The 14,522-nt window shown below is 69.2% G+C and carries 13 protein-coding genes; 9 read left to right on the top strand and 4 right to left on the bottom strand.

From position 1 onward, the window contains the following. Positions 1 to 3 precede the first annotated feature (3 nt). The 9 genes from AACH10_RS06430 to AACH10_RS06470 are packed head-to-tail and all read left to right on the top strand — an operon-like array spanning position 4 to position 9,972. Positions 4 to 1,134 carry a DegT/DnrJ/EryC1/StrS family aminotransferase gene (locus AACH10_RS06430; RefSeq protein WP_341409538.1) on the top strand — a complete coding sequence of 377 codons (1,131 nt, stop codon included), beginning with the start codon at positions 4 to 6 and terminating at the stop codon, positions 1,132 to 1,134. Between the two features lie 35 nt (positions 1,135 to 1,169). Further along, positions 1,170 to 2,390: a lipopolysaccharide biosynthesis protein gene (locus tag AACH10_RS06435; RefSeq protein ID WP_341409539.1), complete on the top strand. Its 1,221-nt coding sequence runs from the start codon at positions 1,170 to 1,172 to the stop codon at positions 2,388 to 2,390. After that, a complete protein-coding gene (locus AACH10_RS06440) occupies positions 2,387 to 2,989 on the top strand; it encodes an acyltransferase (RefSeq protein WP_341409540.1) in 603 nt (200 codons plus the stop codon). Before AACH10_RS06435 ends, AACH10_RS06440 begins: the two co-directional genes overlap by 4 nt. Continuing rightward, entirely contained in the window at positions 2,986 to 4,233 is a 1,248-nt protein-coding gene (locus AACH10_RS06445) for a glycosyltransferase (RefSeq protein ID WP_341409541.1), read from the top strand. Before AACH10_RS06440 ends, AACH10_RS06445 begins: the two co-directional genes overlap by 4 nt. A gap of 10 nt (positions 4,234 to 4,243) precedes the next feature. Continuing rightward, positions 4,244 to 5,491 carry a glycosyltransferase family 4 protein gene (locus tag AACH10_RS06450; RefSeq protein WP_341409542.1) on the top strand — a complete coding sequence of 416 codons (1,248 nt, stop codon included), beginning with the start codon at positions 4,244 to 4,246 and terminating at the stop codon, positions 5,489 to 5,491. Beyond that, a complete protein-coding gene (locus AACH10_RS06455) occupies positions 5,488 to 6,207 on the top strand; it encodes a class I SAM-dependent methyltransferase (protein ID WP_341409543.1) in 720 nt (239 codons plus the stop codon). The genes AACH10_RS06450 and AACH10_RS06455 overlap by 4 nt, the downstream gene beginning before the upstream one ends. Next, entirely contained in the window at positions 6,204 to 7,397 is a 1,194-nt protein-coding gene (locus tag AACH10_RS06460; RefSeq protein ID WP_341409544.1) for a DegT/DnrJ/EryC1/StrS family aminotransferase, read from the top strand. The genes AACH10_RS06455 and AACH10_RS06460 overlap by 4 nt, the downstream gene beginning before the upstream one ends. 39 nt (positions 7,398 to 7,436) lie before the next feature. Then, entirely contained in the window at positions 7,437 to 8,033 is a 597-nt protein-coding gene (locus AACH10_RS06465; protein ID WP_341409888.1) for a sugar transferase, read from the top strand. A gap of 16 nt (positions 8,034 to 8,049) precedes the next feature. Beyond that, positions 8,050 to 9,972 (top strand): polysaccharide biosynthesis protein, encoded by a 1,923-nt coding sequence (locus AACH10_RS06470; protein WP_341409545.1) that lies wholly within the window; start codon positions 8,050 to 8,052, stop codon positions 9,970 to 9,972. Between the two features lie 4 nt (positions 9,973 to 9,976). Here AACH10_RS06470 and AACH10_RS06475 read toward each other — a convergent pair whose 3' ends face one another. The 4 genes from AACH10_RS06475 to AACH10_RS06490 are packed head-to-tail and all read right to left on the bottom strand — an operon-like array spanning position 9,977 to position 14,517. Beyond that, positions 9,977 to 11,224 carry a glycosyltransferase family 4 protein gene (locus AACH10_RS06475; RefSeq protein WP_341409546.1) on the bottom strand — a complete coding sequence of 416 codons (1,248 nt, stop codon included), beginning with the start codon at positions 11,222 to 11,224 and terminating at the stop codon, positions 9,977 to 9,979. A 5-nt stretch (positions 11,225 to 11,229) separates the two neighbouring features. Further along, the gene (wecB, locus tag AACH10_RS06480) at positions 11,230 to 12,363 is read right to left on the bottom strand and encodes a non-hydrolyzing UDP-N-acetylglucosamine 2-epimerase (RefSeq protein ID WP_341409547.1); all 1,134 of its coding nucleotides are present in this window, start codon (positions 12,361 to 12,363) and stop codon (positions 11,230 to 11,232) included. After that, entirely contained in the window at positions 12,360 to 13,481 is a 1,122-nt protein-coding gene (gene wbjC / locus AACH10_RS06485; RefSeq protein WP_341409548.1) for a UDP-2-acetamido-2,6-beta-L-arabino-hexul-4-ose reductase, read from the bottom strand. Before wbjC ends, wecB begins: the two co-directional genes overlap by 4 nt. A gap of 1 nt (position 13,482) precedes the next feature. Next, positions 13,483 to 14,517 (bottom strand): polysaccharide biosynthesis protein, encoded by a 1,035-nt coding sequence (locus AACH10_RS06490; protein WP_341409549.1) that lies wholly within the window; start codon positions 14,515 to 14,517, stop codon positions 13,483 to 13,485. Positions 14,518 to 14,522: the final 5 nt, after the last annotated feature.

Genomic DNA, 14,522 nt, shown 5'->3' on the forward strand with positions numbered 1-14,522 from the left:
CGCATGCAATTCACCGACCTGAAGAGCCAGTACGCCGCGCTGAAGGCCAGCATCGACGCGCGCATCCAGCGCGTGCTCGACCACGGCCAGTACATCATGGGCCCCGAGGTGGCCGAGATGGAGGCCGCGCTGGCCGCCCGCGCCGGCGTGAAGCACTGCGTGGCCGTGGCCAGCGGCACCGAGGCGCTGCTGATCGCGCTGATGGCCCTCGACCTGAAGCCCGGCGACGAGGTCATCACCACGCCGTTCACCTTTGCCGCCACGGCCGAGGTCATCGTGCTGCTGGGCGGCCAGCCGGTGTACGTGGACATCGAGCCCGACACCTGCAACATCGACGCGGCCAAGATCGAGGCCGCGATCACGCCACGCACCCGCGCCATCATGCCGGTGAGCCTGTACGGCCAGGTGGCTGACATGGCCCAGATCAACGCCATCGCCGCCCGTCATGGCCTGGCCGTGATCGAGGATGCCGCGCAGAGTTTCGGTGCCTCGTACCAAGGCAAGCCGAGCTGCGGCGTCAGCACCATCGGCTGCACCAGCTTCTTCCCGAGCAAGCCGCTGGGCTGCTATGGCGACGGCGGCGCGCTGTTCACCAATGACGACGCCATCGCCAAGGCCGCGCGCGAGATCCGCGTGCACGGCCAGAGCGCCCGCTACACCCACACCCGCCTGGGCGTGGGCGGCCGCATGGACACGCTGCAGTGCGCCGTGGTGCTCGGCAAGCTCGAGCGCTTCGACTGGGAGATCGCCCGCCGCAAGGCGCTGGGCGACCGCTACGGCGCGCTGATCCAGGCCAGTGGCGCGCCGGTGCAACTGCTCACCGTGCGCCCCGACCGTGACTGCGTGTGGGCCCAGTACACCGTGATGCTGGACCACCGCGCCGCCGTGCAGCTGGCGCTGCAGGCCGCGGGTGTGCCCACTGCCATCCACTACCCCAAGCCGCTGCACCACCAGCCGGCCTATGCGGCGGGTTGCGATCCGCAGGCGCATCCGATGTCCATCGCCGCGTCGCAGCGCGTGATGAGCCTGCCGATGAGCGCCGACCTGACCGAGGCCGACCAGGACCGCGTGGTCGCCGCACTGGCCCAGGCCTGCGCGCAGGCCGCTGCGGCCGTGGCGCCGGTCGCGGCCTGAGCGCTGCGGCATCGTCCGTCGGCGGCACGCAGTCCATGGCCACCTCCGGTTTGCGCCGCGCCGTCTTCACGCTGCTGGCCGGCGGTGCGCTGGCCCAGGCCCTGCCGCTGGCGCTAGGCCCCTGGCTGACCCGGCTGTACTCGCCCGAGAGTTACGGCCAGTACCACCTGTTCGCCGCCGTGGCGGCCAACCTGGCCGTGGTGGCCTGTGCGCGCTACGAGTTCGCGCTGCCCATGGCGGCCGACGAGTCCGAGGCCCGCGCGCTGCGCGCGCTGTGCCAGCGTGTGCTGGCCGGCGTGCTGCTGCTCACGACGCTGGGCGCCGTGGCCTGGGCCTGGAGGCTGGGCGCCGTGTGGCCGCTGTGGCTGCCGGCCAGCGTGGGCGCGCTGGGCGGGCTGTCGCTGGCCACGCTGTCGGCCACGCGGGCGCAGCGCTTCCGGGCGCTGGCCTCGGCGCGGGTGCTGCAGCATGGCGGCGGCGCGGTGGGGCAGGTGGCCATCGGCCTGCTGCAGGCCAGCGTGCATGGCCTGATCGCCGGCGCGCTGGCCGCGGTGCTGGCGGCACTGGCCGTGCTGCGACCCGCGGGCGCTGACCGGGCCGCCGAGGTGGACAGGGCCCCAGACTGGCGCGGCGCCGCCCGGCGCTTTCGCGACTACCCGCTGCTGAACACCCCCCATGCCTTCCTGGGCGCGTTGCAGGACACCGTGGCCGTGGCGCTGATCGCCGCGCAGCTGGGCGCGGCCGCGGCTGGTGCCTGGGGCCTGGCGCTGCGCTACCTGAAGGCGCCGGCCACGCTGGTGGGCGGCGCGGTGTCGCAGGCCCTGCACCCGCGCCTGGCCCAGGCCGGGCGCACGCCGGCCGGCCGCGCGCTGGTGCTGCGCACGATGGCGCTGTTGGCGCTGATCGCCGCGCCGCTGGTCGTCGGCCTGTGGGCCGTGGCGCCGGCGCTGTTCGGCTGGGCCTTTGGCGCCGAGTGGTCGGCGGCCGGCGAACTGGGCCGTGCGCTGGCGCTCTACATCGGCCTGCATTTCGTGGCCTCGCCGCTGGGCGTGGTGACGCTGGCCTGGGATGCCCAGGCCTGGGCGCTGAAGCTGGCGCTGGTGGGGCAGGGCCTGTTCGTGGCCGCGCTGGCCGCCGGCCTGGCCTGGGACGGCCTGCGCGGTGCCGGCTGGGCCGTGTCGCTGGCCATGGCCGTCTACTTCGGCTGGTACTTCCTGAAGCTGGCCACCTGGCCGGTGGCCGAGGTGACGGCATGAGCACGGCGCTGCGCGGATGGCTGAACCGGCTGCGCCGCCGCGTGGTGCATGCGCTGCTGCACCGCGTGGTGTTCGGCGAAGTGAGCGGTGGATCGGCGCGGCCCAACACGCGCATCGCACCGTCCACCTGCATCGAGCACGAAGACCGCCTGAGCCTGGCCGACCATGTGTTCATCGGCCCGTTCTGCTTCATCGAGGCCAGCGGCGGCGTCAGCGTGGGCGAGGGTGTGCAGGTCACGCACCATGTCAGCATCGTCACGCACAGCTCGCACCGCGCGCAGCGCCTGCTGGGCCGTCGTTACGTCGGCTGGGCGGGCGAGCGGCCGGGCTGGGTGGCCGGGCCGGTGGTGATCGGGCCCTACAGCTTCATCGGCCCGCACAGCCTGCTGGAGGCCGGCACCACGCTGGGCCGCGGCTGCATCGTGCGCGCTGGCAGCGTGCTGCGCGGTGATTTCCCCGAGTTCAGCGTGATCGCCGGCAATCCCGCCACCGTGGTGGGTGACAGCCGCAGCGGCGATGCCCGCTGGCTGGCCGAGCACCCTGAACTGGCCGCCGGCTATGCCGCCTGGGCCGGGCAGGGCGCGGAGGGCGCGCCATGAGGCTGGTGCTGTTTGGCGACGGCGAGAGCCCGCACCTGCTGAAGTGGGCGCGCGCGCTGGCGCCGAGGGTGGAGCTGTGGGCGGCCTCGTCGCGCGGCTTCCTGCCCGGCTTCGACGGCGTGGTGCCCGAGGCGCGCCGGCTGTCGCTGGGCACGACGCCGCAGTTCGAGGGCGGCAACTTCGGCCTGCTGAAGCTGCTGCCGCGCCTGACCGAATGGCTGGAGCGCGTGAAGGCCGACTGGATCCACGCCCACTACCTCACCTCGCACGGCACGCTGGCCTGGCTCGCCACGCGCTGGCTGGGTGCGCCGGGCAAGCTGGTGGGCTCGGCCTGGGGCTCGGACATCCTGGTCACGCCGGCGCGCGGCGGCCTGCTGCGCTGGGTGACCAGCCAGGTGCTCAAGGCCTGCGAGCTGACCACCAGCGACTCCGAGCACATGGCCTGGCACATGCGGGCGCTGGGCGCGACCGACGTGATGACCTTCCCGTTCGGGCTGGAGGCGCTGCCCGAACTGCCGCCGTCCGACCGCAAGCTGGGCCATGTGTTCTTCGCCAACCGCGGGCTGGAGGCGGTGTACGCACCACAGCGCGTGCTGCAGGTGTTTGCGGCCATCGCGGTGGAGTGGCCGGGCAGTGAGCTGGTGGTGGCCAACACCGGCTCGCTGCGCCCCGAATTGGAGCGTCTGGCCGACAAGGCCAAGCTGCGCGAGCGCATCAAGTTCGTCGGCCGGCTCGACGCGGCCCAGCAGGCTGCGCAGTACGCCCGCGCGCGCTGGTACCTCAGCCTGCCCACCAGCGACTCGGTGGCCGTGTCGGTGCTCGAAGCCATGGCGCACGGCTGCATCCCGATCCTGTCGGACCTGCCGGCCAACCACGAGCTGGTGCGCCATGGCGAGAACGGGCTGATCCTGCCGCGCGGGGCCCTGCCCAAGCTGGAGGACCTGCAGCCGCTGCTCAAGGCCAAGGACGCCATCGCGCAGGCCAACCACGACTGGGTGGCGCAGAACGCGATGTTCGGCCCCTGGGTCGACCGGTTCCTGGGCCGGTTGCAGGAGATCGAGGCCAGCCCCGGCGGCCGCCGCAGCGTGGTGCCTGCGATGGCCGACCCGCCGAGCGTGGACCTGGCCGCTATCGCCGAGGCGCAGCGCCTGGACGCCGAGGCCAAGGCCATGGAGGCCGCCGCTGCCGCGCTGGCGGCCGACCAGGCCTCGCCCGCAGCCATCAAGCTCGGGCCGCGCAAATGAGATCGCCCGCGTGAACATCCTCTACGTCAACCACTACGCGGGCAGCCCGGCGCTGGGCATGGAGTACCGCCCGTACTACCTGGCGCGCGAATGGGTGCGTGCCGGCCACCGCGTGCAGATGGTGGCGGCCGACTTCTCGCATGTGCGCGCGCGCCAGCCGCAGACCGGCGGCCGCGTGATGGACGAGACGGTGGACGGCATCGCCTACCGCTGGCTGCCCACACCGCCCTACCAGGGCAACGGCCTGGGCCGGGTGAAGAACATCTGGCGCTTCCTGTCGCAGCTGTGGCGCGACACGCCGCGCCTGGTGCGTGAATTCCGGCCCGACGTGGTGATCGCCAGCAGCACCTACCCGATGGATGTGTGGGTGGCGCGCCGCATCGCCCGCCGCGCCGGCGCGGTGCTGGTGTTCGAGGTGCACGACCTGTGGCCGCTGAGCCCGATCGAGCTGTCGGGCATGTCGCCCAGGCACCCCTTCATCCGCCTGGTGCAGAAGGCCGAGGACGACGCCTACCGCGATGCCGACATCGTGGTCAGCATGCTGCCCAAGGTGCACCACTACATGGCCAGCCGCGGGCTCGACCTGCGCAAGCTGCACATCGTGCCCAACGGCATCACGCTGGACGAGTGGCAGGGCGAGCCGCCGCCGTTGCGCGGCGACGTGGCCCAGGCCATCGCCACCCAGCGCGCGGCCGGCCGCACCGTGGTGGGCTATGCCGGCTCGATGGGCCTGCCGAACGCGCTGGACGTGCTGCTGGATGCCGCCCAGCGGCTGCAGGATGAGCCCATCGCCATCGTGATGGTGGGCGACGGCCACGAGCGCGTGCGCCTGGCGCAGCGCGTGGCCGATGAAGGCTTGGCCAACGTGACGATGCTGCCGCCCATCCCCAAGGCCCAGGTGCCGGCGATGCTGGCGGCGGTGGACATCGCCTACATCGGCTGGCAGCGCGTGCCCATCTACCGCTTCGGCATCGCGCCCAACAAGCTGATGGACTACATGATGGCCCGCTGCGCCGTGCTGCACAGCGTGGAGGCCGGCAACGACCCCGTGGCCGAGAGCGGCTGCGGCCTGACCGTGCCGCCGCAGGACGCCGAGGCCGTGGCCCGCGGCCTGCGCCAACTGGCCGCGCTGAGCGTCGACGAGCGCCGCGCGATGGGCGAGCGCGGTCGTGCCTTCGTGCTGGCCCACCACACCTATCCGGTGCTGGCGCAGCGCTTCCTGGATGCCGTGGCGGGCGCACGTGGAGCAGCACGATGAGTGCCGATACCCCGGATGCCCGCCGTGAAACCGCCGCCGTGGCCGCGCGCTACGCCCGCCGCGCCGGCCTGCCGGCCGACCGCTACAGCCTGCTGCGCCCCGAGGTGTGGCAGATGGTGCAGGAGCGCCAGCGCGCGATGCTGCGCCTGTTCGTGCAGGCCGGGCTGACCGACCTGCCGCGCCTGCGCGTGCTGGAGGTGGGCTGTGGCGCCGGCGGCAACCTGCTGGAGCTGTTGCGCCTGGGTTTCGCCGCCGAACACCTGGCCGGCGCCGAACTGCTGCCCGAGCGCCTGGCCCAGGCGCGCGCCGTGCTGCCACCGGCCGTGACCCTGCGCGGCGGCGATGCCAGCACGCTGGCCATCGCCCCGGGCAGCCTGGACATCGTGCTGCAGAGTACGGTCTTCAGCTCGCTGCTGGACGACGCCTTCCAGCAGCAGCTGGCCGATGCCATGTGGCGCTGGCTGGCCCCCGGTGGCGGGGTGCTGTGGTACGACTTCACCGTCAACAACCCGCGCAACCCCGATGTGCGCGGCGTGCCGCTGGCGCGCGTGCAGCGCCTGTTCCCACAGGCCCGCATCACCCACCGCCGCGTGACGCTGGCGCCGCCGCTGGCGCGGCTGGTGAGCCCGCTGCACCCGGCGCTGTACACCCTGTTCAACACCCTGCCAGTGCTGCGCACGCATGTGCTGGCCTGGATCGAGAAGCCCGCATCATGAGCGAACAACAACAACAGCTGCCCTTCCTGCCCTTCGCGCTGCCCGAGATCGGCGAAGATGAGATCGCCGAGGTCGTCGACACGCTGCGCAGCGGCTGGGTGACCACCGGCCCCAAGGCCAAGCGCTTCGAGAGTGACTTCGCCGCCTTCCTGGCCGAGAGCAGCGGTGAAGACCCCGCCGGCCTGCACTGCATCGCCGTCAACTCGGCCACCGCCGGCCTGCACCTGGCGCTCGAAGCCATCGGCATCGGCCCCGGCGACGAGGTCATCACCACCACCCACACCTTCACCGCCACCGCCGAGGTGGTGCGCTATCTCGGCGCCGACGTGAAGCTGGTGGACATCGACCCCGCCACGCTGAACATCGACCCGGCGCTGATCGAGGCCGCCATCACCCCACGCACCAAGGCCATCATGCCGGTGCATTACGCCGGCCTGGCGGCCGACATGCCGGCCATCCTGGCCATCGCGAAGAAGCACGGCCTGAGGGTGGTGGAAGATGCCGCCCATGCCCTGCCCACCACCTGCGCCGGCCGCCTGGTGGGCACGCTGGACAGCGACGCCACGGTGTTCAGCTTCTACGCCAACAAGACCATCACCACCGGCGAGGGCGGCATGCTGGTGACGCGCGACGCGGCCCTGGCCGCCCGCGCCAAGGTGATGCGCCTGCACGGCATCAGCCGCGACGCCTTCGACCGCTTCACCGCCAAGACCCCCAGCTGGTACTACGAGATCGTGGCGCCGGGTTTCAAGTACAACCTGACCGACATCGCGGCGGCGCTGGGCATCCACCAGCTGAAGAAGGCGCGGGCGTTCCAGCAGCGCCGCGCCGAAATCGCGCTGCGCTACAACGCCGCCTTCGCCGACCTGCCGGTGGTGCTGGCGCCCGAGCCGCCGGCCGGCCAGACCCATGCCTGGCACCTGTATGTGCTGCGCCTGGCCGAGGGCGCGCCGTTGGGCCGCGACGCGCTGATCGAGCGCCTGTTCGCCCAAGGCATCGGCTGCAGCGTGCACTACATCCCGCTGCACCAGCAGCCCTACTGGCGCGAACGCTATGCGCTGCAGGCTGACCACTTTCCGCAAAGCCAGCGCGCCTACGAGGGCATGCTGAGCCTGCCGCTGTACAGCCGGATGAGCGACAGCGATGCCGATCGCGTGATCACCGCCGTGCGCGGCCTGCTGGCGGGCTGAGCAGCCCTGGCTACGGCGTTCAGCAGCCCACCCATGACCATGGCCAAGCGGCTCTTCGACCTGATCGGCGCCGGCATCGCCTTGCTGCTGCTGTCGCCGGTGCTGCTGGCCGTGGCGCTGTGGATCAGGCTCGACTCGCCGGGGCCGGTGTTCTTCCGCCAGGAACGCGTGGGCCGTGGCGGCCGGGCCTTTCGCATCCACAAGTTCCGCACCATGCGCGTGGATGCGCCGGCCCTCGGGCCGGCTGTCACCGTGGGGCGCGATGCGCGAATCACCCGCGCCGGCCACTGGCTGCGCCACTACCGCATCGACGAACTGCCGCAGTTCATCGACGTGCTGCAGGGCACGATGAGCCTGGTGGGTCCGCGCCCCGAGGTGCCGCAGTACGTGGCGCATTACCCCGAGGCCCTGCGCCAGCAGGTGCTGGCCGTACGCCCCGGCATCACCGATCCGGCCTCGCTGGCCGGCCTGGACGAATCCACCTGGCTGGCCACCGCCGCCGACCCCGAGCGCACCTACATCGAGCAGATCCTGCCGGCCAAGCTGGCGCTGCAGGCCGACTATGCGCGCCGCGCCACGCTGGTCAGTGACCTGGCCGTGCTGTGGCGCACGCTGCGCGTGCTGGTGGCTCGCTGAGACAATCCCGTCACCGATGTCCACCCCTTCCCCGATCGAGCGCAGCGTGGCCGCGCCCACCGTCTGGCACCGGCTGGACCGCTTCCTGGCCCGGCTGCGCCCCCACCGCGAGCCGCTGTCGCTGGCCATCGACAGCGCCATCGTCGCCATCGCTTGGAACATCACCTACCTCTTCCGCCTGGGCTTCGAGCGCTGGATGAGCGCGCGGCCCAACTACGACGTCTGGGTGCTGATCGGCATCACCGCCACCTATGCGCTGGCCTTCCGCCTGGCGCGCACGCCGCAGGCCATGTGGCGCTTCTCGGGCTTCGGCGAGATCCAGCGCATCGCGCTGGCCTGCGCCGGCGCCGGCCTGCTCAGCGCGGTGCTGGTGCTGATGGCGCAGCTGAGCGCAGTGCCACGCTCGGTGCTGGCCCTGCACCCCTTCGTGGCGTTGATGGGTCTGGCCCTGGTGCGGCTGGTGTTCCGCGCCGTGTACGAGCATGCGCGTGGCCGCATCACCGGCAGCGAGCAGGAGATCCGCCGCGCCATCGTGATGGGCGCGGGCGAAGCGGCGCGGCGGCTGCTGGCCGGCATCCACCGCCAGGGCTGGATCGTGCTGGGCCTGCTGGACGACGACGCCACCAAGCAGGGCGCACGCATCGCCGGCCTGCCGGTTCTGGGCCCGCTGGCGGCCATTGCCGACAAGGCCGTGCGCGGCGCCGCCACCCATGTCATCGTGGCCATGCCGGCCGCCACGCCGGCGCAGCGCCGCCGTGCGCTGGAACTGGCCGCGCCCACCGGCCTGCCGGTGCTCACCGTGCCCTCGCCCGACGAACTGCGCGAGGCCGGCGCAGGGGATGCGCGCAGCCCCATCGACCGCGTGCGCGACATCGAGCCCGAGGACCTGCTGGGCCGCGAACCGGTGCAACTGGACGAGGCCGGCATCGGCGAGGTGCTGCGCGGCAAGACCGTGCTGATCACCGGCGCCGGCGGCAGCATCGGCAGCGAACTGTGCCGCCAGGTGGCGCGCTACGCCCCCAGCCGCATCGTGCTGTACGAGCTGAGCGAATTCAACCTCTACACCATCGAGCAGGAACTCACCGAGAACTTCCCAGCCATCGCGTTGACGCGGTTGATCGGCGACGTGAAGGACCTGGAGCACCTGCGCGCCACCTTCCAGAAGTGGCAGCCGGCCGTAGCTTTCCACGCCGCGGCCTTCAAGCATGTGCCGCTGATGGAGGAAGACGACAACGCGCTGGCCGCGCTGCGCAACAACACGCTGGGCACCTACCACGCCGCACTGGCGGCTGCAGAGAGCGGCACCGGGCGCTTCGTGCTGATCAGCACCGACAAGGCGGTGAACCCCACCAACGTGATGGGCGCCACCAAGCGCGCCGCCGAGATGGTGGTCAGCATGATGGCCGCCGAGCACCCGGGCACGCGCTTCATGGCCGTGCGCTTCGGCAATGTGCTGGGCAGCAGCGGCAGCGTGATCCCGAAGTTCAAGGAGCAGATCGCCAGGGGTGGCCCGGTCACCGTCACCCACCCGGACATCATCCGCTACTTCATGACCATCCCTGAGGCGGCACGTCTGGTGCTGCAGGCGGCGGCCATCGGCGAAAGCGGCCAGGTGCTGGTGCTGGACATGGGCGAGCCGGTGAAGATCGTGGATCTGGCGCGCGATCTGATCCAGCTGTCGGGGCACACACTGGAGGAGATTCCGATCGTGTTCTCGGGGCTGAGGCCGGGGGAGAAGCTGTATGAGGAACTGCTGGCGGATGCGGATGACACGGTGGCAACGGGGTTTCAGCGTCTGCGGGTGGCTCGCTTGAATACCGATCCCGCACCGGCGCAGCACCTGATCGGCTGGCTGCGTCAGCCTGCGTCAGCCACCCGTCCCGATGACGCGCGCCAGCGTCTGGCCCACTGCGTTCCGGAGTTCCGCCGCGGTCATTGAACGGTCAATCGGGCCTGCGCTCGTGGTCAGCCGATGTGTGGCCAGGAGCGAGCCAATCTTCCAGCGTGTCGAGCAACTGGTCGCGGTCAAAGACACGTTTGGCGTATGCGATTCCTGCGGCGCTCATGCGTGCGCGCTCATCGGCAGGCAGCCCGGCCATGTTCTCGACGCACCGCGACAGCGCGATCGAATCGCCTGCAGGACAGGTCAAGCCGGCACCGGACTCCGCGACCACATGCGCTCCTTCGCCGTCCAGCATCGCCACGATGGGGCGTCCGGCAGCCAGATAGCTCTGCACCTTGCCTGGAACGGTCATCGCAAAGATCGGCTCCTTCTTCAACGACACTAGCAGGGCATCTGCACCGGCGAAGAACGCCGGCATCCGCTCCAGGGGGTATCGCCCCAGCAGGAAGACCGTGTCATGGAGCTGTAGCCGGTCAATGTCGCTGCGGATCTGGTCCAGGGCCCGGCCATCGCCGACGATCAGCCAGTGGATGTCAGTGCGGTGCCTGAGCTGCGCTGCCGCTGCCAGGATGCTCGGAAAATCCTGCGCGTCGCCGAGATTGCCGGCAAACATCAATCGGAACGCGTGCGCATGGGCCGCCAACTCGGGCGCCGGCGGCGCGGCCACGGCCTCGCCGAACACGCCTTCCGCCCATTGGGGAAAGTAGCGTGTCTTGTCAGGTGCACCCGACCACCGCTGGATAGGCTCGAAGAATGCCCGTGACTGCGCCAGGATCAGGTCACAGCGGCGATAGATGAACGAGACCAGGGCGCCGACCATGGCCAGCCCACGCTCGGACCGCACCACCCCCACCGCAGACAGCGTGTCGGGCCACAGGTCCAGCACCCACAGTGCCAACGGCGCGTGCTTGATCCTTCTGAGGAGCAAGGCCGGCAGCGCCGACGTGATCGGAGAGGTCTCGAAGCAGAAGATGGCGTCGTATCGCTGGCCACGCGTCAGCCATGGCCCCAGCAAGCAGCCCCAGAAAACGAAACTCCAGTAGTTCAGCACCAGTCGCAGGCTGCCCTTTCCGCGGGGGCGCAGTGGCACGCGCAACACGGAGGCGCCCTCGAACCGGGCGAAGCGTCGCGGATCCTCGCGATATTCCGCGAGGATGTCGCCGCTCGGGTAGTTGGGTCTGCCCGTCAGCACCGTCACCGTGTGGCCGCGTGCGACGAGTTGTGCGACCAGTTCGTTGACGCGAAAGCTCTCCGGCCAGAAGTACTGACTGACGACCAGCAACCGCATGTGGTTCAGTCGTAATTGCGCCAGACAACTCGCCGGACGTAGTCGGTGTAGCTGTGCAGGATCCGGACGACCTTGTCGGAGACATTAGGCATGCTGTAGTCAGACACCTGGCGCAGGGTGCGGCGCTCGCCCCGCTCCTGCGATGCCAGGATGTCCAGCCCCTGCAGCACCCGGACGACCTCGAGGCCGACGAGCATCACCGAGCCCTCTTCCATGCCTTCCGGACGCTCATGCGCCTCCCGCAGGTTCAAGGCTGGAAAGTTCAGGATCGACGACTCCTCGGTGATGGTGCCGCTGTCGGAGAGTGTGGCGCAGGCTGCCATCTGCAGGTGCACGTAGTCGTGGAATCCCAAGGGCTTGAGCAGACGGACCCCGGGGTGGAATGTGGTCCCGCTGGCTGTGACCCGGTTCTGGGTGCGCGGATGGGTGGACACCACAACCGGCAGTCCATGCCGTTCGGCCAGGGTGTTCAGCACACCGCACAGCTTGCGGAAGGTGCGCTCGGATTCGATGTTCTCCTCACGGTGTGCGCTGACGACGAAGTAACCACCGGCGGTCAGGTTCAGCCGCGACAGGACGTCCGACGCCTGGATCTGAGGCAGATAGTGATTCAGCACTTCGTACATCGGGCTACCGGTCTTGATGACCTGATCCGGTGGCAACCCTTCACGCAGCAGGTACTCGCGCGCAATGTCGCTGTAGGTCAGATTGATGTCGGCCGTGTGGTCCACGATCCGGCGATTGGTCTCTTCGGGCACACGCTGATCAAAGCAGCGATTGCCAGCTTCCATGTGGAAGATCGGGATCCGGCGCCGCTTGGCCGGGATCACGGCCAGGCAGCTGTTCGTGTCACCAAGCACCAGAAGGGCATCCGGCCGGACTTGGTTCAACACCTTGTCCACGGCGACGATCAGGTTGCCAATGGTCTCGATCGCGTTGGCGCCGGCGCAGTTCAGGAAGTGATCCGGCTTGCGAACACCCAGGTCGTCGAAGAAGACCTGGTTGAGCTCGTAGTCGTAGTTCTGACCGGTGTGGATCAGGACATGGTCGCAATGTGTGTCCACCTTCGCGAGCACGCGCGAAAGACGGATGATCTCGGGCCGTGTACCGACGACCGTGGCCACTTTCAGTTTATTCATGACCGATCCACCTTGTTGGCCGTCGTGTCGGGCCGATCGCGGTCGAAGATCTCGTTGGCCCACAACATCACAATCAGTTCGTCCTGACCGATGTTGCTGATGTTGTGCGTCCAGCCGGGGACAGTCTCGACGATCTGCCCGGATCCGCCCTCGACCACCAGCCCGTGCCGCTCGTCGGTGACGATGTGGCGGAATCCGAAGTGCGCCGTTCCCTTGATGACCAGAAACTTTTCGGTCTTGGTGTGGTGATAGTGCTCGCCGCGGGTCACGCCAGGGTGGGCGGTGAAATACGAGAACTGCCCACAGTCGGGTGTCTTGAGCATCTCGACGAAGACGCCGCGGGCGTCCCCATGGCGCGGTACCTCGTAGCCGAACGACGACACGGGCAGGAAGCTGACATAGGTGGCGTAGAGCGCGCGGACCAACCCGGCGCCCACCCGGTCGGTCACCAGTGTGTCGCGGCTGGTACGGAAACCTTGGATCGTCCGTGCGATCTCGCCGACGGTGGTGTCATAGACCGGCACCACCTGTGCGTAGCCTTCGGCGGACGGCTTTGCCAGCGGACCCGCCAATGTGCACAGTGCGTCCGTCACGTCATCGATGTAGACAAGGCGCAGCGGTGCAGCCGGATCATTCACGGTGATCGGCAGATCACGCGCGACGTTGTGGCAAAAGGTGGCAACCGCTGAGTTGTAGTTCGGACTCGACCACTTGCCGAAGACGTTCGGCAGGCGGTACACGTGGACGTCGGCACCGGTGGCTTGACCGTACGCCTGCACGGCTTGCTCTGCCGCTAGCTTGCTGCGCCCATAGGCGTTGTCCAGTGCTGCCTGGGTCGACGACGCATAGGCCAGCGCAGGTGCCTTCGGCAGGGCCGTCAGCGTGCGGCACAGCCGTTCGGTGAAGCCGGCATTGCCTTGCTGATAGTCGTCGGGAGACGGCGGACGATTCACACCCGCGAGGTGGTAGACCAGATCGGCGCCATGCAGCAGCGTGGCGAGTTCCGCATCGGTGGCATCGTGAGGCACGCAGACGATGTCGGTGTGTCCCTGTTCACCCAGGCGAACCCTGAGATTGCTGCCCATGAAGCCACGGGCTCCGGTGATGGCCAATCGCATCTCAGTCCTCCGCATGGGCGGCCTCGCCGCGGGCAATGCGCTGCATGAATTCCAGCTTCAACAGCAATTGCCTCATGCCGTCCAGGTCCAGTCGCACCGTGTTGTGCGAGTTGTAGTCTTCGCTTTCCGAGATGCGTGGCTCGCCCTGCTCGACGAACTTGCCGTAGTTCAGGTCGCGCCCATCGGGTGGCACGCGGAAGTAGTCGCCCAGGTCGATTGCCGTCGCACGTTCTTCCCGGCTCAGCAGGGCCTCATACAGCTTCTCTCCGTGTCGCGTCCCGATGACACGCACCTCGTGCTCGCGCCGGTTCATCACGTCCAGAATGGCCTGCGCCAGCGTCTCGACGGTCGCAGACGGCGCCTTCTGCACGAAGATGTCGCCGTTGCTGCCGTGCTGGAAGGCGTACAGCACCAGTTCGACGGCATCGTCCAGCGTCATCATGAACCGCGTCATCGACGGGTCGGTGATGGTGATCGGGCGACCGGCCAGAACCTGTTCCACGAACAAGGGGATCACCGATCCACGCGAAGCCATGACGTTGCCATAGCGCGTGCCGCAGATCACCGTGTTGCTGCTGTCCAGGTTGCGTGAGCAAGCCACCATCACCTTCTCCATCATCGCCTTGGAGATGCCCATGGCGTTGATGGGATACACCGCCTTGTCGGTGCTCAGGCACACCACCCGCCGCACGCCGGCATTGATGGCCGCATGCAGCACGTTCTCGGTGCCCAGCACATTGGTCCGCACGGCCTCCATCGGATGAAACTCGCACGACGGCACCTGCTTAAGCGCTGCCGCATGAAACACATAGTCGACGCCACGCATCGCAGCGTCGACCGCCATGCGGTCGCGTACGTCGCCGATGTAGAACTTCAGCTTCGCGCTCTGATAGCGCTTGCGCATGTCGTCCTGTTTCTTCTCGTCGCGACTGAAGATGCGAATCTCTTTCAGGTCGGAGGCAATGAAGCGGCGCAGAACGGCATTGCCGAACGAACCGGTTCCACCGGTGATGAGCAAGGTCTTGTGGCTGAACATGGAAG

It is taken from the genome of Pseudaquabacterium inlustre, assembly GCF_038066595.1.
Taxonomy (GTDB): domain Bacteria; phylum Pseudomonadota; class Gammaproteobacteria; order Burkholderiales; family Burkholderiaceae_C; genus Pseudaquabacterium; species Pseudaquabacterium inlustre.